General features: G+C 69.2%; 23 protein-coding genes. 11 read left to right on the forward strand and 12 right to left on the reverse strand.

Annotated features, from left to right (window positions below):
• Positions 1–36 precede the first annotated feature (36 nt).
• Complete coding sequence (locus tag VFY73_RS27050; RefSeq protein WP_329724688.1) at positions 37–708, forward strand: Crp/Fnr family transcriptional regulator; 672 nt, start codon at positions 37–39, stop codon at positions 706–708.
• Positions 709–732: 24 nt separating this feature from the next.
• Here the strand turns inward: VFY73_RS27050 and VFY73_RS27055 are convergent, their stop codons facing one another.
• Both VFY73_RS27055 and VFY73_RS27060 read right to left on the reverse strand, forming a co-directional pair.
• On the reverse strand, positions 733–1,659 hold the full coding sequence (locus VFY73_RS27055) for a M48 family metallopeptidase (RefSeq protein ID WP_329724689.1): 927 nt from the start codon (positions 1,657–1,659) through the stop codon (positions 733–735).
• 109 nt (positions 1,660–1,768) lie between these two features.
• Positions 1,769–3,346 carry an AmpG family muropeptide MFS transporter gene (locus VFY73_RS27060; protein WP_329724690.1) on the reverse strand — a complete coding sequence of 526 codons (1,578 nt, stop codon included), beginning with the start codon at positions 3,344–3,346 and terminating at the stop codon, positions 1,769–1,771.
• 160 nt (positions 3,347–3,506) lie between these two features.
• Here VFY73_RS27060 and VFY73_RS27065 point away from each other — a divergent pair, with 160 nt between their 5' ends.
• On the forward strand, positions 3,507–4,184 hold the full coding sequence (locus VFY73_RS27065) for a hypothetical protein (RefSeq protein WP_329724691.1): 678 nt from the start codon (positions 3,507–3,509) through the stop codon (positions 4,182–4,184).
• A gap of 90 nt (positions 4,185–4,274) precedes the next feature.
• Here VFY73_RS27065 and VFY73_RS27070 read toward each other — a convergent pair whose 3' ends face one another.
• The gene (locus VFY73_RS27070) at positions 4,275–4,451 is read right to left on the reverse strand and encodes a hypothetical protein (RefSeq protein ID WP_329724692.1); all 177 of its coding nucleotides are present in this window, start codon (positions 4,449–4,451) and stop codon (positions 4,275–4,277) included.
• 123 nt (positions 4,452–4,574) lie between these two features.
• Between VFY73_RS27070 and VFY73_RS27075 the strand changes: the two genes are divergently transcribed.
• The 5 genes from VFY73_RS27075 to trxC all read left to right on the forward strand — a co-directional run bounded on the left by VFY73_RS27075 (position 4,575) and on the right by trxC (position 7,251).
• Entirely contained in the window at positions 4,575–5,507 is a 933-nt protein-coding gene (locus VFY73_RS27075; RefSeq protein ID WP_329724693.1) for a LysR family transcriptional regulator, read from the forward strand.
• Between the two features lie 337 nt (positions 5,508–5,844).
• Positions 5,845–6,078, forward strand: a complete 234-nt coding sequence (locus VFY73_RS27080) for a hypothetical protein (protein ID WP_414654540.1) — start codon at positions 5,845–5,847, stop codon at positions 6,076–6,078.
• 166 nt (positions 6,079–6,244) lie between these two features.
• Entirely contained in the window at positions 6,245–6,478 is a 234-nt protein-coding gene (locus VFY73_RS27085; RefSeq protein WP_329724694.1) for a hypothetical protein, read from the forward strand.
• A 45-nt stretch (positions 6,479–6,523) separates the two neighbouring features.
• The gene (locus tag VFY73_RS27090; protein WP_329724695.1) at positions 6,524–6,727 is read left to right on the forward strand and encodes a CrpP-related protein; all 204 of its coding nucleotides are present in this window, start codon (positions 6,524–6,526) and stop codon (positions 6,725–6,727) included.
• Between the two features lie 71 nt (positions 6,728–6,798).
• A complete protein-coding gene (trxC, locus tag VFY73_RS27095) occupies positions 6,799–7,251 on the forward strand; it encodes a thioredoxin TrxC (protein ID WP_329724696.1) in 453 nt (150 codons plus the stop codon).
• 21 nt (positions 7,252–7,272) lie between these two features.
• Here trxC and VFY73_RS27100 read toward each other — a convergent pair whose 3' ends face one another.
• From VFY73_RS27100 to VFY73_RS27120, 5 genes are all read right to left on the reverse strand, one after another.
• Positions 7,273–8,151 carry a transglutaminase family protein gene (locus tag VFY73_RS27100; RefSeq protein ID WP_329724697.1) on the reverse strand — a complete coding sequence of 293 codons (879 nt, stop codon included), beginning with the start codon at positions 8,149–8,151 and terminating at the stop codon, positions 7,273–7,275.
• A 70-nt stretch (positions 8,152–8,221) separates the two neighbouring features.
• The gene (locus tag VFY73_RS27105; RefSeq protein ID WP_329724698.1) at positions 8,222–8,740 is read right to left on the reverse strand and encodes an SRPBCC domain-containing protein; all 519 of its coding nucleotides are present in this window, start codon (positions 8,738–8,740) and stop codon (positions 8,222–8,224) included.
• On the reverse strand, positions 8,737–9,123 hold the full coding sequence (locus VFY73_RS27110) for a metalloregulator ArsR/SmtB family transcription factor (protein ID WP_329724699.1): 387 nt from the start codon (positions 9,121–9,123) through the stop codon (positions 8,737–8,739). Before VFY73_RS27110 ends, VFY73_RS27105 begins: the two co-directional genes overlap by 4 nt.
• Before the next feature lie 70 nt (positions 9,124–9,193).
• The gene (locus tag VFY73_RS27115; protein ID WP_329724700.1) at positions 9,194–9,631 is read right to left on the reverse strand and encodes a VOC family protein; all 438 of its coding nucleotides are present in this window, start codon (positions 9,629–9,631) and stop codon (positions 9,194–9,196) included.
• Positions 9,632–9,671: 40 nt separating this feature from the next.
• On the reverse strand, positions 9,672–10,094 hold the full coding sequence (locus tag VFY73_RS27120) for a cupin domain-containing protein (protein ID WP_329724701.1): 423 nt from the start codon (positions 10,092–10,094) through the stop codon (positions 9,672–9,674).
• 396 nt (positions 10,095–10,490) lie between these two features.
• Between VFY73_RS27120 and VFY73_RS27125 the strand changes: the two genes are divergently transcribed.
• Both VFY73_RS27125 and alkB read left to right on the forward strand, forming a co-directional pair.
• The gene (locus VFY73_RS27125; RefSeq protein ID WP_329724702.1) at positions 10,491–13,022 is read left to right on the forward strand and encodes a TonB-dependent receptor; all 2,532 of its coding nucleotides are present in this window, start codon (positions 10,491–10,493) and stop codon (positions 13,020–13,022) included.
• Positions 13,023–13,147: 125 nt separating this feature from the next.
• Entirely contained in the window at positions 13,148–13,795 is a 648-nt protein-coding gene (gene alkB / locus VFY73_RS27130; protein ID WP_329724703.1) for a DNA oxidative demethylase AlkB, read from the forward strand.
• Positions 13,796–13,797: 2 nt separating this feature from the next.
• Here alkB and VFY73_RS27135 read toward each other — a convergent pair whose 3' ends face one another.
• Positions 13,798–14,205: a TraR/DksA family transcriptional regulator gene (locus VFY73_RS27135; protein ID WP_329724704.1), complete on the reverse strand. Its 408-nt coding sequence runs from the start codon at positions 14,203–14,205 to the stop codon at positions 13,798–13,800.
• Positions 14,206–14,392: 187 nt separating this feature from the next.
• Between VFY73_RS27135 and VFY73_RS27140 the strand changes: the two genes are divergently transcribed.
• A complete protein-coding gene (locus VFY73_RS27140) occupies positions 14,393–16,021 on the forward strand; it encodes a sialidase family protein (protein WP_329724705.1) in 1,629 nt (542 codons plus the stop codon).
• 26 nt (positions 16,022–16,047) lie between these two features.
• Here VFY73_RS27140 and VFY73_RS27145 read toward each other — a convergent pair whose 3' ends face one another.
• Positions 16,048–16,827 (reverse strand): crotonase/enoyl-CoA hydratase family protein, encoded by a 780-nt coding sequence (locus tag VFY73_RS27145; RefSeq protein ID WP_329724706.1) that lies wholly within the window; start codon positions 16,825–16,827, stop codon positions 16,048–16,050.
• 100 nt (positions 16,828–16,927) lie between these two features.
• Here VFY73_RS27145 and VFY73_RS27150 point away from each other — a divergent pair, with 100 nt between their 5' ends.
• Entirely contained in the window at positions 16,928–17,872 is a 945-nt protein-coding gene (locus tag VFY73_RS27150) for a LysR substrate-binding domain-containing protein (RefSeq protein ID WP_329724707.1), read from the forward strand.
• A 36-nt stretch (positions 17,873–17,908) separates the two neighbouring features.
• Here VFY73_RS27150 and VFY73_RS27155 read toward each other — a convergent pair whose 3' ends face one another.
• Complete coding sequence (locus VFY73_RS27155) at positions 17,909–18,829, reverse strand: alpha/beta hydrolase (protein WP_329724708.1); 921 nt, start codon at positions 18,827–18,829, stop codon at positions 17,909–17,911.
• A gap of 32 nt (positions 18,830–18,861) precedes the next feature.
• Positions 18,862–19,861, reverse strand: a 1,000-nt coding sequence (locus VFY73_RS27160; protein ID WP_329724709.1) for a serine hydrolase domain-containing protein, incomplete at its 5' end; no start/stop codon positions are given.

Here is a 19,861-nt window from a genome sequence, read left to right on the forward strand (position 1 = left end):
CGCGGCCGCCGCAGCGTGCTTGCTAGCATCGCTGCCATGGCGTCGCCTTCCGCATTCCCTGACGGGGCTGACGAGCTGCTGGCCCGGCTGGCAGCGGTTTCGCCCAGCGTGGCCGCACTGGCGGCACGTGGCGAGGTGCGGCGTTACCGCAAGGGCATGCTGCTGATCCAGGAAGGTGACCAGGGCGACACGCTCTACATCGTCTTGCAGGGCCGGCTGCGTGCGTTTGCCCAAGGCGACAACGGGCGCGAGATCACCTACGGTTCCTATGGCGACGGCGAGTTCATCGGTGAGATGAGCCTGGACGGTGGGCCGCGCTCGGCCAGTGTCGAAACACTGGAAGCCACCGTCTGCGCCGTCGTCACCCGCGCCACGCTGGAACGCCACGTCGCCGACGAGCCGACCTTCGCCTTCGAGCTGTTGTCCAAGGTGATCCGCCGCGCCCGCGCCGCCACCGTGTCGGCCAAGCAGCTGGCGCTGAACGACGTCTACGGCCGGCTCAAGCTGTTGCTCGAAGGCAGCGCGGTGCCGCAGCCAGACGGCAGCCTGTGGATCGCCGAGCGCCTGACCCACCAGCAGATGGCCCACTACCTGGGCTGCTCACGCGAGATGGTCAGCCGCCTGATGAAGGATCTGCAGGATGGCGGCCATGTCAGCGTCGAGGGCAAAGGATTGCGCCTCAAAAGTCGGTTGCCGATGCGCTGGTGAGGCGGCTCCTAAGGATCGCCTCGGTCAATTCGGGGCAGCTGCCGGTGGGCCGTAGACCTTGGGCGGGCGCGGGGCGACGGCGTAGAGCGGCTGGACCTTGGGCAGCGCGGCTTCGATGTCTTTGACGCGGGTCGGGCCGGCGGGGTGGGTGGAGATGAATTCGGGCGGGGCGCCTTCGGCGGCCTTCATCATCTTCTGCCACAGCGTCACGCCGGCCTTGGGGTCGTAGCCGGCGCGGGCGGCGAGGTCGAGCCCGACCAGGTCGGCTTCGGATTCGTCTTCGCGCGAGAAGCGCAGCGTCAGCAGCTGCGCGCCGACGTTCAGCGCCGCATCGCCCAGGTCCCCGAGGCCGAACAACGAGCTGATCAGCCCGGCACCCAGGCGCGTGGCGACCGTCTTGCCCATGCGTTCGCGCGCATGCTCGCGCAGCGCGTGGGCCATCTCGTGGCCCATGATCACCGCGACCTCGTCGTCGCTGAGCTGCAGCCGCAGCAGCAGGCCGCTGAAGACGGCGATCTTGCCGCCCGGCATGCAGAAGGCGTTCAGGTCCTTGCGGTGGATCAGGTTGACCTCCCAACGCCACGTCGCGGCGCGGCTGTTCCAGGCCGCGGCGAACGGAATGATGCGTTGGGCGATCGTGCGCAGCCGGATCAGCTGCGGATCGTCGTCACCGGCCAGCAGGGTCTTGGCGCTGGCGTCACGCTTGAGGTAGCCGTACTGCTGCGTTGCTGCCTGCTCGATCTGTTCGGCCGAGATGAACCGGGTGAAACGCGATTCGCGCCCGACATCGCGCAGCACGCCGTCTTGTGCCTGGCCCAGCGCCGGCAGCAACGTCGCCGCGGAGCCGGCCAGCAGCCAGGCGCCGGTTCGGCGGCGCTGGTGCCGCCAGCAGGCGCAGCCCGTTTCGTGCACCGCAAGCGGAGGCTGGTCAAGCGGTGGGTGGTACGGCATGGACGGCTCGAAAGGACGGGCTGGCGTCCATTGTGGGCCGTTGACGCGATGCCTGCGATCGGCGTCAACCCGCTCGTTGTCGCGCGCGGGCCGTTCGTCAGGGCGGCCTTCAGTCGTCGGTGGCGCCGGCGGTGGCCGGGTCCACTTCCAGCGCCTGCACGCTGGCCCGCATGACCCACAGCATCACCAGCGCCGGCAACGCGAAGATGGTCGAGACGATGAAGAAGGTTGGCCAGCCGATCGTGCTGGCCAGCACGCCGGCCAACGGCCCGACCCAGACCCGGCCGACCGACGCAAAGGCCGACAGCAACGCGTACTGGGTGGCCGAGAAGCGCTGGTTGGTCAGGCTCATCAGGAACGCGACGAAGGCCGCGGTGCCCATGCCGCCGGTCAGGTTCTCCAGCGCAATCACCAGCAGCAGACCACCGTCGACCGGGGTGGGCTGGGCCAGCCTGACGAAGCCCAGGTCGAACGCCGGCAGCGTCATGCCCGGCAGCGCGCCCTGCCCGTGCACCGCCAGCCACCAGAAGCCGAGGTTGCTCAGCATCTGCAGCACGCCGAAGATCAACAGTGCGCGCCACAGCCCCAGGCGCAGCATCAGCGCGCCGCCCAGCAACGCGCCCAGCACCGTCAGCCACAGCCCCAGCACCTTGTTGACCACGCCGACCTCGGCCGGGGTGTAGGCCATGCTCTGCAGCAGGAACGGCGTCATCAGCGAACTGGCAAACGCATCGCCCAGCTTGTAGAGCACGATCAGCACCAGCAGCGCCGCGGCGCCCGGCTGCGAGAAATAGTTCGACAGGCCCGAAAGCAGCGTTTCGAAGCGGGCCTTGCGCGCGGCCCAGGCCGCCAGCGGCAAGGTGACCCCGATGCCGACCAGCAGCAGCCCCAGGTCCAGCCAGCCGCGAGTACCGGGGTGCGCGGCCAGCGGGCCCGCCAGGGCGCTGTGGGCCACGGCGAACAGCCGGTTGGTCAGCAGGTAACCCGCCGCCACCGCCGCCGCCACTGCCAGGAAACCCAACAGGTCGCGCCGCATCGGTGTCCTCGCCACCGGTGGCATCGGCAGGCGCGGCAGCGCAAAGGCGCTGAGCACCGCGGCACCGGCCATCAGGCCGGCCATCAACTGGTAGACATCCGGCCAGGTCCAGCCATTGCCTTGCAGCGGGTCGGTCCAGATCATCGCAACGCCGCCGGAGACGACCATGGCCATCCGGTAGCCCATCGTGTTCAGCGAGGCACCCATGCCACGCTCGCGCGGCGGCAACAGGTCGCTGCGGTAGGCGTCGTAGACGGCGTCCTGCGACGCCGACAGGAAGGCCACCGCCACGGCCACCAGGCCGAACAACGCCAGCTCGGTGCGTGGTGAGACCTCGGCCATCAGCCACAACGCGCCGGCCAGCGCCAGCTGCGTCAGCACCAGCCAGCCGCGCCGCCGGCCGAGCAGCGGCAGGTCGAAGCGGTCCATCAGCGGCGCCCACAGGAACTTGAAGGTGTACGGCAAGCCGACCAGGCTGAGGAAGCCGATCGTCTTCAGGTCCAGCCCGTCCAGGCTCAGCCAGGCCTGCATTGCCTGGCCGGTCAATGCCAGCGGCAGCCCCGAGGCGAAGCCCAGCAGCGTGATGACGACCAAGCGGTGCAACACGCCGAGCGGGTGAGGGCGCGCGCCCGGCAGGGGGGACGAAGGCATGGGGCGCGATTCTAGGAGCGGCTCTCGAGCGCCCTTCGTTCCTTGCGCGCCACCTCCTGTATCACGAGGATGGCGCCGGCTGTTCATTGGCCTCACAATGGACCGGTCAATTTCCAGCGTTGGACGTGCAAGTTCGCACATTCGGCGACGGAGCCTCAATATGATGAACGATATGGCGGGATGGATCTGGCCCTTGGTGGCGGTGGTGATCGGGTTGGCGGCAGGCGTCGTGCTTGGTGCCATGCGTCAGCGTGGGCGCAGGCCGGCCCATTCCGCGGTACGCGATTCCGGCGGGCAGGACCATGGGCCCATATCGGTCTTGCCGGGCCATGTCGCCGGTGAAGGCGGCGGGCGCGATTCGACGCCGCAGCAGCGGCTGCTCGAAAGGCTGCGCGCGGCCAACCTGCAGCTGAGTTCGCAGCTGAAGTCGTTGGCCGAGTCGAACTCGCGCCAGGCGCAAGAGCGTGAGCAGGAGCGCCAGAGCGAGCGCTTGCGCCAGGAGCGCGAGCTCGAAGAGCTGCGCCAGGCCCATGCCAACGAGCTGTCACACCTGATGAACACGCTGGTCGAGCAGGTCGATGGGCTCAACAAGGCGCACGCCGAACAGCTCAAGGCGCTGGAGGCCGAGATCGAGCGTGCGCGCCAAGAGGGCCGCCGTTCGACGACGCACTCGGCGCCCGGTGCGCTGGCCGGCGGCGGCTCGACCCGCCCGGGGGCAATCAGCGGTGGGCCAGCGGCCGCCGCGGGCCCTGCCCCGGCGGCCCCGCCGCGCAGCGGCGCCGCCCAGAGCGACTATTCGGTCACCCTGCCGATGGAAACCTTCCGCGGCGAACGCTGAGCCGGCCGGCCACCCCGGTCGGGGTGCCGGCATGCCGACGTGGCGGACTGCTCCGCCGCACGTTCACATCAGATTCGGGCCAGGCGCGGTTCAGCGCGCCAGCGCGCGGCGCAGGCGCTGCAGCCAACCGGCAGGGCGCGAGCGGATCGGGCTTGCCGGCTCGGTCCCGGCGCGGGTCCGCGGCGTTTCCAGCAGGCGCAGTGGCGGCTGCTGGCTTTCGCCGGGCCAGGCTTCCAGGCTGTGCAGGGGGTGGGAGGTGGCGCTCATGGCTTGGGTGTTTACCCGCATTGATGCGGGGTCAAAGCAATGTAGACCGCCGCAGATTTGCCCGCAATGCATGAGGGTGCAAGGGTAGTTTGCGAAATTGCAGTCATCGGCGACACTGCGCCCATGGCGGACCTCGATTGGAGTGATTTGCGCTACGCGCTGGCCATCGGCCAGGGCGGCTCGCTGGCGGCGGCGGCACGCCAGCTGGGCGTGAACCACACCACGGTGCTGCGCCGGCTCGATGCGCTGGAGGCCCGCCTCGGCGCCCGCCTGTTCGAACGCCAACGCCAGGGCTACCACCCGACCGAAGCCGGGGCACTGCTGCTGGAGCAAGCCCGGCGCATGGCCGACCAGGTCGACGAAATCGAGCGCCGCGTGCAGGGCCGAGACCGCGAGCTGACCGGCCAGTTGCGGCTGACGACCGCCTTCGTCGTGATGGAGCACCTGCTGCCGGCGCCACTGGCCAGCTTCGCCCGCGCCTACCCGGGCATCGAGGTCGAGGTGCTGGAGAACGCGTTCCTGGTCGATCTGGCCCGGCGCAGCCCCGAATCGTCGACCAGCTGGTCGCAGCGCCAGGCCGATGTCGCGTTGCGCCTGTCCAGCACCGTGGCCGAGCACCTGGTGGGCCGGCCACTCGGCGATGCGCCCTGCCGCGTCTACGCGCTGCGTGATGCGCCTGGCCTGCCGCAGGCGGTGACGCCGTTGGCCGAGTTGCTGAAAGACGCGCCGTGGGTGGCCTTCGAGCGTGATGCGCGCACGCGCGTCTACGACCGCTGGATGCGCCAGCACCTGGCGCAGGCGCGCGTGAAGGTGCGCGTCGACATCTTCAACGCGGTGGCGGCGATGCTGCACACCGGCATCGGCGTCGGCGTGCTGCCCTGCTTCATGGAAGCCAGCCACCCCGGGCTGGTCGCGGTGTCCGAGGTGATCCCGGAAATGACCGTGCCGGTCTGGATGCTGACCCACCCGGACCTGCGCGACACGGCCCGTGTGCGTGTGTTCATGCAGCACGTGGGCGACGAGATTGCGCTGCAGCTGCGCCGCCACGGCGGCTGAAGGCCCGCTTGCACGGCCTTGGGATGCCAGGACCAAATCGGCCGCTGAAAGCGGCGCCACGGCCGATCGACTACACTGCGCTGGCGCCTCGCTCCCAACGACGCGTCACCTGACCCGCCGCACGCCCCGATTGGCGATGCTGGATGCAGGTCTTACGAAGGTGTGACATCGCCGTCGACCGGCAGTCACACTTCTTCGACAAACTCGGCGCATCACTTCCGCCGAAGTCGTACCACCCTTCCCCTGTGTCGATGCAACCGCTGGCCGGTCTCGACGCCGTTGGCGCACCCGGTGTGCCGGACCTCTTTTTCGGCGCGTGCCCGTTGGCCGCGCCTGCATGATGATCACCCGCGAAAAAACACTCTCGATCGGCAAATACCTGGTCTCCCCGCTGACCCGACGCACCGACACTGGCGAATACGCCGCGTCAGTCTCGATCCGCAGCGGCTCCGGCAGCGCCACCCACGACCGCATCTTCCGCTTCGTGCCGCAGTTCCCGACGCAGGCCGGCGCCCGCCAATACGCCACCGAGCAAGGCTTGGCCTGGCTGCAGGCGGCAGCCCGGGCCTGAGGCGCAGAACTTGCGTCCCCCATTCACCCGGTTGGCGAGTACGATGCGTGGGCAGGCTTCGGCTTGTCTCATCGTGGCGTCCGACGGTTGCGCCTGACGCCGCCACCCTCCTTGGAGTCTCGCCCTCTTCCAAGCTGCTCGTCCGGGCGCATTGCCAAGGAATACCATGCTGGGCTCTCGTTTACCTCCCGCACGCATTGATGTGCTGCGACGCTCGCTGGCCGACAGCGCCGGCCTGCTGCAACGCCGGCGTGCCGCCGACATCCCGGCCGTCGACATCGACGACTACGTCGCCTTGAACTGGCTGGAGTGGCACGGCGGCACGTTGCGCCTGACCCTCACCGGCGAGAACGTCACCCGGCAGCAAGTCCAGCACTGGTCGAGCACCACCGAGGGTTGACCGTTGATGGGGCGATCGCCGCACGCCGAAAGCCGGCGGACGAGCATGCCGCCGGAAAGCGACAGTGTCCTGGCCGCATGCGGCGCGCAGGCTGCCGCGGCCGGCCTGCCCTGGTATTCGAACCCCTACCTGCGGCAGGACCATGCGCCGCGGGCTACCGGCGAATCGGTCTGCGAATGGGCCCGCAAGCACGACGCCTGGCAGCGCGGCTTCGAGGGCTACGGCTGCACGCCGCCGCCACGCGACTGAACGCCGCTGCCAGCTCGCCTTGGTGGGTGACGCCCGCTTGACGGATCGCTCCTTGCCCCCAACTGGGCGGCATGAACACGCCCGCCGACCTGACCCATGTCGCCTGCCCGTCCTGCGGCGCCACCAACCGCGTACCCAGCGCCCGCCTGGCCGACGACCCGGTCTGCGGCCGTTGCGGCACCGAGTTGCTGAGCGGCCGGCCGGTCGAGCTGACCGATGCCAACTTCGAGCGCGTGACCCGCGCCAGCGGCCTGCCGGTCGTGGTGGACTTCTGGGCGCCCTGGTGCGGCCCCTGCCGCACGATGGCACCGCAGTTCGCGCAGGCCGCGGCACAACTCAAGGGCCGCGCGCTGTTCGTCAAGGTCAACAGCGACGACAACCCCCGTACCTCGGCCCAGTTCGCGGTTCGCAGCATCCCGACGCTGGTCAAGCTGCACGCCGGCCGCGAGGTCGACCGCGTCAGCGGGGCGATGCCGGCGGCTCAGGTGGCGGCGTGGGCCGTGGCGCCTGCGCGGCGCGGGTAACGCGTCGACGGCCAAGCGCCCTCAACTGGTCGACAGCGCCCACTCGCAGTGCTGCGGCTCGACCAGGCCCTGCGCCGCATCGACCACCGCCTGCGTGCGGATCACCGGCGGCTGCGCGGTGACCGCGCCGAAGATCGTCGCGATCGCCACGTCCGCGGCGTCGCGCCCGGTGCCCAGTCGCACGAAGCCCATCGGGATCGCCGTGCCCGACGGGTCGAAGATGTACCAGCGGTCGCCCAGGTAGACCTCGACATAGGCATGGAAGTCCGGCGGCCCCAGCACCGGGTCGGCGCCGTAGTCGGTTCCGGTCGCGAAGCGCGCCGGGATGTTGACGGCGCGGCACAGCGCGATCATCAGGTGCGCGAAGTCGCGGCACACGCCTTGGCGCGCGATCAGCGTGTCGACCGCCGAGGTGCTGGAGTCGGACGTGTTCGACGTGAAGCTGACACGGCTTTGCACCCACTGCATGATCGCTTGCACCCGGCTGTGGCCTTGCCACAAGCCACCGAATTCGGCGATCGCGGTGCGCACCAGCCGGTCCGACTGGCAGTAGCGACTCGGGTACAGGTAGCCCAGCACCTCGGGCGGCAGGTGCTGTATCGCCACCTCGCCCAGCGTCGCGGGATCGGCACGGTGGTGCGCGAGGTCCACCGTGGCGCCATAGACCAGCGACAACGGGCCGGGCAGTGCGTGCAGCCGCAGGTACCGGTTGCCAGAGAACGGGTCGGTGTCCAGCCGTGACATCACCGGTTGGCTGAGGTGGAGCCGCTCGGCGGACACGGACTGGCACGGCGTCGGCGCCGCGTGGATGTTCCAGATGAAATCGGCCCCGTGCTCACCGACGTGGTAGTTGAGCTCGACTTCGAGCTGGAGGCGGACGGTAGGGGCGGAAGCTGGCATCACCCGAGTGTGCGCGCAACGGCCACCGTTTGCGCACGGCCGCCGCTTTGGCCTTCAGAAGAAAGGCGCTTCAACCCGGCGGGGCGGTACCCCGGCGTCGCAGCGCCGTCAGCTGGTCGCCCCACCACATGCCCATCGTGCGGATGAAGCCCGGCACCTCCTGGCCATGGCGCACCGGGTGATCGGGCCGCAGCGAGGCCCATCCGCGGTGCTCGACGCTGACCTGCGTGTGGCCCGATTCGGTGCGTGCGAACAGCACCTCGACCTCGGTCGTTTCGTCCGGTGCAAAGTTGATCGCGCGCCAGCTGAAGACCAACCGGCGCGGCGGCTCCCAGACCTGCACGCGGCCGATCTCGTGCACCCGCTCGACGCCCCCGGCGTCATGCCACGACTCGAAGACGCGGCCGCCGACGCCCGGCTCCATCGCCACCAGGCCGCGGTCGCCGGGTGCGATGCGAAAGCGCTGGCCGCGCCGCCACCACAGGTCCATCTGCTCGGTGAACACGCGAAACGCGGCCTCGGGCGTCACCGCGAGGCCGACCATCGCCCGTGCCCGATCGCCCGGTGGCGACACACTTGCGGCGCTCACCGCCGCCCTTTCGCGGCAGCCGCCCGGCGGCGTGGCGCGGCCTTCGGCGCGGGCGCGGCCGCCACCGCTTCGGCGTGCGCCTTGAATGCCAGCAACTGGTCGTCCCAGAAGGCCTGCAGCTCTTGCAGCCAATCGCGCAGCGGCGCAAAGCCTGTCGGCTCCAGCCGATAAAGGCGCACCCGCGCGTCGTGGTCGGGCTCGTCGTCGGTGATCAGGCCCGAGCGGCGCAGCACGCGCAGGTGGCGGCTCAGCGCCGGTGGCGTCATCGCCAGCGCGTCGGCCAGTTCGCCGGCGCGCTGCGGGCCGCTGCGCAACAGCTCGACCACCGCGCGCCGCGTTGGGTCGGCCAGCGCGCTGAGTGCCGTGTCGATGTCGTGGTTCATAAGACACCCTGGGGCCTGCGGCCCTGTCCCTCCGAGAGGGAATGAGGCCCTTCGGGCGGCCGTGCGGGCCTCATCCGCGGATGCGCTGGCTGATCCACCACATGTGGCCTTCGGGGTCGAGCGCGCCGTAGCTGCGGTCGGCCCAGTAGTCGTCGCCATAGTCGTGTACAGCCGGCTCGCTGACGATCTTCGCGCCGGCTTTGCGCGCGCGCTCGCAGTGCGCGTCGACATCGTCGACATAGATCATCAGCGACTGGGTCACGCCGCCGGCGCTCAGCGGGCTCAGCATCTTGGTGCCGAAGCGCGCGATCTCGTCGCGCTCCTGGCCGACCATGATCAGCCCCTCGCCATAGGTCAGCTCGCTGTGCTCGATCCGGCCGCCTTCGCCCTCCACCTTCAGCCGAACTTCGAAGCCAAAGGCCTCGCACAACCAGTCGATCGCTTTCGCAGCGTCGCGGTAACTCAGGCTCGACGAGATGCGGGGCCAGTCGGCGGGGGTGGGTTTCATGCAATCTCCTGGGGTGCGGCGGGGCGGTTCGGTGACGGGTTCAGCGGTGGCCGTGGCCATGGGCGCGGAACCACTCGACGATGCTCGGCATGTCCTTCTCGAAGTTGCCGGGCGTCGAGACGTTCAGCAGCCCGGCGCGGGCCGGCGTGCGGTTCTCGAAATCGTGCGTGACGCCGCCGGGCACCAACACGAACGCGCCCCGCTGCGCATCGACCCAGTGGTCATCGACCAGCACCGACACCGTGCCCTCAATGACGTAGAACACATCGTCCTCCGGGTGCGAATGCGGGCCCGGCCCCTTGGCCATCGGCTCGAGCCACCATTCGGAGATCGAGCAGGCGCCCTGGGTCTCGTCGCCATCGGCCTTGAAGACGGCGCTCATGCCGCCCATCGCGTAGTGGCGGCCTTCGCCAGGGCCCCAGACGACGGCCTGCCGGCGCTCGGCGCTGTGCTGTGGGTTCATCGCGGTTGCACTCCTTGGTGTCGCCGAGGCGCGCGGCTGCAGTGCCCCTCGCATCGGTCGTGTCGATAGGGATGATTCTGTTAATAGTTAACCGTATCGTCAACTAATCACCGCGCCCACGTCAGGGCGAAGCCACGCGCGGCCGGTAGCAGATTTCAACTGTTGCAACTTTCCAGGCCTGCAACGTTCAGGTTTCAGCGGCCGCGTCATCTTCAAAATCCCTGGTTCGTGCCGGCTTCCTACATTGCGCTCAACCGGTGCGGCGCTTAGCCCGCCGGCCTGGTGGGCAGGTGGGCGTGCGGCGATGCCGACAGCCGGCCTGACCGGAGGCAAACCGCGGTGACCGCTCTCCAAGGCGGCGCCAAGGTCCACACAACAAGGATGGGGCAACACGCCATGAACCGTCACCCGACACGACCCGGCAAGACCCTGCTGGCCCTGGCCGCGCTCGCGGCGATCATGAACCCGACGGCCAGTTGGGCGCAGGACGCCGCCCCGGCCCCCGCCCCTGCGGCCAGCGCGCCGCCCGCCGCCGAAGCGGCCGAGGCCAAGCCGGCCACCGAGGCCAGGCCGGTCGACACCCAGGTCGACACCATCGTCGTCACCGGCACCGCCAACCGCTCGGGCAAGCGCAAGCTCGAAGCGCCGATGTCGATCACCACCGCGAACGAAGAGCAGATCAGGGAAGCAGCGCCGTCGACCGCGGCCGACCTGCTGAAGATCGTGCCCGGCGTGTTCGCCGAGACCACCGGCGGCAACGGCGGCGGCGCCAACATCCGCGTGCGCGGTTTCCCGATGGACGGCGACGCGCCGTACACGACGATCCAGCTCAACGGCGCGCCGGTCTACCCCGTGCCCACGCTGAGCTTTTTCGACAACTCGGGCCTGTTCCGGCTCGACGACACGATCGACCGTGTCGAGGTGCTGCGTGGTGGCTCGAGCCCGATCTACGGCAGCGGCCAGCCTGGCATCACCGTCAACTTCATCCAGAAGAAGGGTGGCGACACGGCCGAAGGCGGCCTGCGCCTGACCGCCGGCACCGGCGCGCTGCGCCGCGTCGACGGCTTCTTCGCCGGCAAGCTGGCCGACAAGTGGTACCTGAGCGTCGGCGGCTTCTACCGCAGCGCCAACGGCGTGCGCGACACCGAGTTCCCGGCCGACCGGGGTGGCCAGCTGAGCGCGCTGTTGACGCGCAAGCTCGATGACGGCGAGATCAGTTTCTCGGCCCGCGTGCTCGACGACAAGAACGCCTTCTTCACCGGCGTGCCGCTGATGTCCAGCGACAACGGCAAGAAGCTCTCGGCCTACCCCGGCTTCGACCCCGGCAAAGGCACCTTCTACGGCAACGAGCTGCGTGGCATCTCGCTCGAAGTGGCGCCGAACGACGGCTCCGGCGACTCGGGCTATGTCAAGCGCGACCTGGCCGACGGCCGAGGGGCCCGCGCGACGATGCTGGGCGCATCGCTCGACAAGCGCTTCGACGCCTGGACGCTGTCGAACAAGCTGCACGTCACCAGCGCCGACGCACCGACCTACGCCCTGTTCACCGGCGGCAACCCGCAGTCGCTGGGCGACTTCATCGCGAGCCAGGTCACCGCCGCCAACGCCAGCCCGGCGGTGGTCGCCGCGGCCGGTGGCCCGGCCACCGGCGGCAGCGCCAGCTTCGTCAACGGCGGTCAGGCGCTGACCGACATGGACCGGCAGGTCATCACCGCCGGCCTGTGGACGGTCGACAAGAAGCTCAAGTCCTTCAGCAACGAAACCCGGCTGTCGCGCGAGCTGTTCAAGGGCAACACGCTGACCGGCGGCCTGTACCTGGCCGACTACTCGTCGCACGACCTCTGGTACCTGAACCACACCGTGCTGATGACGGCCCAGCACCACGCGCGCCTGGTCGATGTGGCGCTGAACAATGGCGTGCTCGCGTCAAGAAACGGCTACGTCGCGCCGCCGTGGACGTATTACGTCAACGCCGACTACAACGGCCGCAACCACGCACTGTTCCTGGCCGACGAATGGAAGCTCAGCGACGCACTGAGCATCGACGCCGGTGTGCGGCATGAAAGCCAGCGCATCGACGGCACGCTCGAGAACACCAGCGCCGGCGACCTCGACGGCAACCCGCTGACCTTCTACGACAACAACCTGTCGTACTTCAACGGCAGCTACCGCCAGCTGCACTACAAGGGCGACGCGACGTCGTGGACGCTGGGCGGCAACTACAACTTCAGTCGGTCCTTGAGCGCCTTCGTGCGCGCCAACTCCGGCCACAAGTTCCCGAGCTTCGATGACCTGCGCGACGGCAAGCGCGGCACCGAGCACATCGACCAGTACGAGATCGGTCTGAAAACCGCGACGCCGCTGTACACCGCCTTCGTCACCATCTACACCAACAAGCTGCGCAACTCGCAGTTCCAGGTCTTCACGGTCGATGGCAACGAAGTTGCGCATGGTGGTTCCGACACGACGGGTCTCGAGTTCGAAGCGGCGCTGCGGCCGATCCAGAACCTCGAGTTGTCACTGACGGGCAACCTGCAGCGCGCCAAGTACGTGAACTTCGGCGAGAACACCGGCAACTCGGTTTCGCGTCAGCCCAAGGCCCAGTTCCGCTTCACGCCGAGCTACAAGATCCCGACCGAGATGGGTGACTTCAAGCTCTACGCCACCTGGACGCATGTCGGCGACCGCTACGGCGACCACGCCAACCTGCAGACGCTGCCGGCCTACGACACGCTCGACCTCGGCGCGGTGGCCCACCTGGCCAATGGCATCGACATCCGGCTGACCGGCACCAACGTCACCAACACGCTGGGCATCACCGAAGGCAACCCACGCCTGGCCGGCACGGGGGTCAGCGACACGGGCGTCTTCATGGGCCGTCCGCTGATGGGCCCGGCCTACGAGCTGTCGGTCGGCTTCGTCTTCTGAACGTACGGGAGTCTCCTCAAGCCGCCTGTACCACCGGCTTGTTTCATGGCCCTGCCCCGGATTCGGCGCAGGGCCTTTTTGCGGGCCGGCGAAAAGACACGCGAGGCGTGCCACCATCGGTGGCGATGAGTGCCGACACCCTCGACCTGTTCGACCGCCCTGCGCTGCAGCCGATCGCCCCCGGCGCGCTGCTGCTGCACGGTTTCGCCCTGGCCGCTGCATCGCAGCTGCTGGCCGACATCGCGCAGGTGATCACCGCCGCGCCGCTGCGCCACCTCGTCACGCCCGGCGGCTACCGGATGTCGGTTGCGATGAGCAACTGCGGCCCCCTCGGCTGGGTCAGTGACGAAACGGGCTACCGCTACAGCGCCGCCGATCCGTTGAGCGGTCGGCCGTGGCCGGCGATGCCGCCATCGTTCCGGGCCCTGGCAGCCGAGGCGGCGTCGCAAGCCGGCTTCGATGCTTTCGAACCCGATGCCTGCCTGATCAATCGCTACGAACCCGGCGCCCGCCTGACGCTGCACCAGGACCGCGACGAGCGCGACAAGCGCCAGCCGATCGTCTCGATCTCATTGGGGCTGCCCGCGACCTTCTTGTTTGGCGGGACCAGGCGCAACGATCGCCCGCGGCGCCTGCCGCTCGTCCACGGCGACGTCGTCGTCTGGGGTGGCCCCTCTCGGCTGGCGTACCACGGCGTTTCGCCATTGGCCGACGGCGGGCACCCCGCGACCGGGCGCTGCCGCTTCAACCTGACGCTGCGCCGCGCCGGCTGAGCTCACTCGCCTGGCGGCAGGTCGACCCGCAACACGCTGCGGTGCGATGCCTCGTAGCGCTCCTGGCACGGCACGCAGCGCAGCGCCGCCGGTTGCGCCTGCATCCGGGCCAGCGAAATGTCCTCGCCGCAGTCGACGCACTCTCCATACAGGCCCTTGTCGATGCGGGCCCGCGCTGCAGCAATGTCGCGCAACTCTTCGATGTCGCGCGCCTGCTCGGCATGCCGGATCGCCTCGCGTGTGCGTTGCTCGCCCAGGGCGCCCAAGTCGTCGACATGGCTCATCGGGACGCTGCCCGGCGCGTCCTGTTTCTCTACTTCGATCGCATGCACCTCGGCGCGCAGCTCGGCCTCGCGTGCGTCCAACTGTCGCTGCAGCTTGACGATGTGGGGATCTTGCAAATGCGGCATCACGGTCCTTTTCGGTTCACCTGGCCGTCTGGCAAGCGGCATGCCGTGGTCGCCTGCCCGACGTCGGCGCCGCGCTTGTCGACGTGTCTGTTACCGAGCGTCACATCTTGTCATTCCGGTTTCGGCGCAAACGCCTAGCGTCACGGCGGCACCCGTGTGTGCCACAACAACTGTCAAGGAGCTTGTCATGATCCATCGTTCCCTCGTGGTTGCAAGCCTGGCTGTTTTCGCGCTCGGCGCCAGCGCCGCAGCCCGGGCCGACGCGCTGACGTTTCGCGCGACCGGCCCTTCGCCCTACCTGCCCGACTGCAACGGCGCGCCGCAGACCGGCACGCTCTACCCGAACGCCGAAGTCGAACCGTTCGTGGCCGCCAACCCGCGCAATCCGCTGAACCTTGTCGGCGTCTGGCAGCAAGACCGCTGGTCCGACGGTGGCGCGCAAGGCCTGGGCACCGCCTACTCGTTCGACGGCGGGATCCACTGGCACCGTGTGTTCCACCCCTACACCCGCTGTGCGGGTGGCACGCCGGCCAATGGTGGCGATTACGAGCGCGGCTCCGATCCATGGGTCAGCTTCTCGCCCAACGGCGTGGTGCATCAGATGGTGCTGGGCCTGAACTTCAACGCCAGCGACAGCGAGATCGCGAGCGCGATGCTGGCCAGCCGCTCGACCGACGGTGGCCGAACGTGGAGCCCGGCCGTCATGCTTCAAGGCGATACGCCGGAACGCTTCAACGACAAGAATGCGCTCACCGCCGACCCGACCGATTCGCGCTACGTCTACGCGGTATGGGACCGCCTGAGCATCGTCCCTGGCGAGGGGGCGGGCCCTACGCTGCTGGCGCGCAGCGTCGACAACGGCGTCAGCTGGGAGCCGACGCGCATCATCTACGACCCGGGTGTGAATGCGCAGACCATCGGCAACCGGATCGAGGTGTTGCCCGACGGCACGCTGGTCAACCTGTTCACCCACGCCGACTTCATCACCGGCGCGCTGACGTTGCAGGTGATCCGCTCTAGCGACAAGGGCGGTACCTGGTCCGACCCGATCCGGGTGGCCGACCTGCTGCCGATTGGGGCGTCCGATCCTGACACCGGAACGCCGATCCGCGACGGCGCGATCCTGGCCCAGCTCGCCATCTCGCCGAGCGGCACGATCTACACGGTCTGGCAGGACGGCCGGTTCTCCGGCGGCGTGATCGACGGCGTCGCACTCAGCCAGTCGGGCGACGGCGGCCTGAGCTGGAGCGAGCCGGTGCAGATCAACCGTGACACGGCGGTCCAGGCCTTCACCCCCAGCGTCCACGTGCGGCGCGACGGCACCGTCGGTGTCAGCTACTACGACCTGCGCAGCAACACCGCCGACCCCGACACGCTGCCGACGGACACCTGGCTCGTCCGCTCACGCGACGCTGTCACCTGGCGCGAAAGTCGCGTCTCGTCGCCGTTCGACCTGGCCCGAGCGCCCTTTGCCGGTGGCCTGTTCGTCGGTGACTACGAAGGCCTGACCAGCATCGGCCCGGTGTTCGTACCGTTCTTCGCCAAGTCCGGCGGGGCCGACGACAACCGCAACGATGTGTACTCGCGCCTGGCGCTCGGCACCGCGCTGCCGCTGACGGCCCGCGCGCTGGCGAAGCTCGACGCGCAAGTCGCGGCGGAAGAGGCTGCGCTGCCGGCCTTCCGCGCACGCACCGCAACAACTGCCGAACCGCCCCGCCACCTGCGCGCGCTCGCCTGGCAGGCCTTCGAACGCAGCATGCGAGCGCGCGTGCCGCAGTGGGATGCGCTGCGCGCCCATCGGTCGCAGCCGCGCTGACCCGAGTTCCAGGCCAAAGCAGGCGTTCAGCCGATCCGCGACCGCCGCCCGAACGCCTGCGTCGCCTCACGCGCCTCGGCCGACGCGGCGGCGATCATGAACTGCGCGGCTTCGACCTGCAGCGCTTCGTCGATCGGCAGGTTGATGCCGCGGGTCACGGCGCGCAGCGAGGTGCTCACCGCCACCGCCGAGTGGCGCGTGATCAGCCCGGCCAGCGCGAGGCATTCGTCGATCAGGCGGTCGCTTTCGGCCACGCGGTTGACCAAGCCCAGCGCCGCCGCGCGTTCGGCAGTGATCGCTTCGCCGGTCAACACCATCTCCAACGCCCTCTTGCGGCCGATGTGGCGCGGCAGCCTCTGCGTGCCACCGAACGGCGGCGGAAAGCCGAGCTTGATCTCGGGCTTCGCGAATGTGGCGTGCGGCGCGGCCAGCGCCAAGGCGCAGGCCTCGATCGTTTCGCAACCGCCGCCGAAGGCCAGGCCGTTGACCGCCGCGATGATCGGCTTCGCGAACGATTCGACCCGCCTTGTCATGCCCTGGCCGCGGCTGACGAAGTGGCGGTAAGCCGCTTCGGGCGATGCGGCCAGGTCCGGCGCAAAGCCGTCGATGTCGGCGCCTGCGCTGAAGGCTTGTGTGCCGGCGCCGGTCAGCACGATGGCACGCACCGAATCGTCCGCTTCGAGGCGTGAAAGCTGCTCCATCAGCTCGTCGATCAGCGCGTAGCTGAGCGCGTTCAGCTTGGCGGGCCGGTTCAGTGTCAGGACGACGTGCGGGCCGTCGCGGTCAGCGAGAACGAGTGGGGGCATGCGGGTTCCTGGCGTGTGGTTCAAGGGGTGTTCGGGCATCATCGGCACGCACCCATGGCCGTGGTGCGAATCTTCGTCACACCTGGCATTCCCCCGCCTCATGCCTCACCCCGCCGACCGCGTCGCCGCCCGCCTGCTCAGAACCTTGTCGCTCGACGCGCTGCGTGGCTTCGAGGCGGCTGCACGGCGGTTGAATTTCACGCTCGCGTCCGACGAACTGTGCGTCACCCAGTCGGCCGTCAGCAAGCAGATCAAGTCACTCGAAGAAGCGATCGGCCAGACACTGTTCGTGCGCGGCGCGCGTGGCCTGAGCCTGACGCCCGCAGGCCGTGCGCTCTACAGCGGCGTGGCCCCGGCGCTGCAGCAGCTGGCGCAGGCGTTGGAGCCGTTGGTCAACCGCGAGCGTCAGACCGTGTCGATCACCGTGACGCCATCATTCGCGTCGTTGTGGCTGGCACCGCGGCTCGCGGCGTTCCACCACGAACACCCGTCGATCGACGTGCGGGTCGATGCGGCCGAGTCGAACCTGGCGCTGGAACGCGAAGGCTTTGATCTCGCTGTGCGTCTGGCGCAATCCGGCGAGAGCGGTGCAGACCCCGATCCGCTGTGCCGGCGCCTGACGCAAGAGCGCCTGATGCTCGTCGCCGCGCCGTCACTGGCCGGCCACGTTCGCAGCGCCGAAGACTTGCGGCGGCTGCCGCTGCTGGTGTTCCACCACGCCGTCGAGCGCCACCCGTGGATGAGCTGGTCGCACTGGTTCAGCGAGCTTGGCTTGGCGCGGCATGCCGGCCAGCCGGTGCTGCAGTTCTCGCAGTACGAGCATGTCATCAGGGCCGCGATCGAGGGCGCCGGCGTCGCGATCGGGCGGGCGCCGCTGGTATTGCCGTGTTTGCAGACGCGCCAGTTGCAGGTGGTGCTGCCCGAGGTGCAGGCGGATGGGTTGGACTACCTGCTGTTGATGTCGGAGCGATCGGTGCAGAGGGCCCAGGTGCAAACCCTCGCCGCGTGGATCGAGCGGACCTTGGCGACCGACGGGATGGGTTGAGCGGCCGTTCGCCGGTGTCTCAGCCGAAGTTCCGCACTACCGCGGGCCCAGCGCCCACTTCAGGCCGCGTGTGATCAGGATCGGTGCCACCGTCAGGTGGTCTTCTCCGGCGATCACATCGGCGCGCACGCGCAGGCCGCGCGCCTGCCGTGCCTGCAGCGCGGATGCGAACGTGCGCATGTCGGCCACCATGTCGCCCTCGCGCGCGTAGCGGCTCGGGTCCCGGGCACCCTTCGGCGCGCGGCCCTCGTACTCGCCGACCCCGAGGTAGACGTCGGCCTGCAGCGGTGCCTTGCTGTCGATCGCCCACTCTTTCTGGCGCGCGAACAGCGCCCGGCGGTCGAACCACAGCGATGGGCTGCCCAGCACATAACCCTGGAACAGGCCGGGCTCGTGCGTCAGTACGTCGGCGCCAAACAGCGCGCCATACGAGTGGCCGGCGAAGACCTTGCGTGACAGATCGGCCCGGTAGTGCGCGGCGATGAACGCGAACACCTCGTCGGCGACGAAGCGCCGGTAGCCTGCCGCTTCGCCGAACACCGGCGTGCGGCCCGGCATGTCGGACACGGCGTTCGCCTTGCCATTCGGTGTCGGCGTGTAGTCGCGCCGACGGCTGAACTCGGGCGTGTCGCCCTTCGCATAACCCAAGCCGACGAGGATGAACTCCGGCAGGTCGCTGCTGTGCCCGCTCACGCGCGCGGCGATGGCCCGCGTGAGCGGAAATGCATATGGCGCATCGGTGACGAAGACCAGCGGGTAGCGGCGATCAGGCGATGTCGCATACGACTTCGGCAGCGCGACGTACAGCTCGTAGTCGCGCTGCAGGCGCGTGGCGCGCAGCACGTGAACGGTGGTGCCGGACAGCGTGTACGCCGCTGGGGCGGGCTCGCCGGCCGCGGAGGCCAAGGGCAGGAGCGTGAGCAAGGCCAGCGCGAGCAGGCGGCGGAAACAAGGCATGGGCAACGAGACCGGGTTGAAGTGGGGTGACGCTAGGCGGGACGCTGCGGGGCCCCGTCGATGGTGGGAGCGGGAACGCTCGAACGACTGGGATCAGGGCCCCACAGCAGATCCAACCAGGTCGAGGTGGAGGTGTCGAACCCTTGTGTGTTGCTCAGCAGCACCAACGAAACGCCTTGGTCCGGGCAGCGCAGCACCAGCGAGCTGAAACCTGCATACCCGCCGCCGTGGAACATGAACCGGTGGCCGGCATGCGGCAGCAACTCCAGCCCGAAGCGGTACGGTTCCTCCGCAGGGCCGAAGCGCGCGTCGTCGGCGCAGCAGCGGGCCAGCAGGCTGTGGTCGCCGTGGCGGCGCCAGTCCTCCAGCCAATGCCCTTCCGCGAGGATCAGGTCGTCGGGCGTGGACCACAACCCGCCGTCGCCCCAGGTGGCCAATGCCACGGGCAGCTCCTGCCAATCGCCAGCCTCGCGGGTCGCACGGCCATAGCTGCGAGCACGGTGGGGCAGCACCCGCCATGGCTGGTCTTCGAAACTGGTGTGGCGCAGGCCCCAAGGCTCGAAGAACCGCTGGCGCGCCAGCGCGTCGAGACGGCAACCGGCGTCCTGCTGCAGCCACTCGGCCAACAGCACGTAGTTGCTGTTGCTGTAGTCGTGGCGCGATCCCGGGGTGAAAGAGACATCGTCGGCCCGTTGGATCAAGTCCAGCGCTTGCGCCTGCGAGACCACATCGTGCTCGTGGCGGCCGAGCTGCGTGCCCCAGAGGAACAGGTAGTCGGCAATGCCACTGGTGTGGCGCAACAGGTGGCCGGCGTACACGGGCTGCTCGAAAGACGCCAGCGCCGGCAACTTCGGCCGCAGGTCCGTGTCCAGGGCCAGCCGGCCCGCGGCGACCGCGTCCAGCACCAGCGCGGCCACCCAGGGCTTGGACTCGGAGGCCAGGTAGTAGCGCGTGTCGCCGGCCAGCGGCTGCGGCCACTCCAGGTGGGCCATGCCGTGGTGCACGCACCGCAGGGCCTGCCCGTCGGCACAC

This window comes from Ideonella sp. (assembly GCF_036277275.1).
Lineage (GTDB): Bacteria > Pseudomonadota > Gammaproteobacteria > Burkholderiales > Burkholderiaceae_C > Ideonella.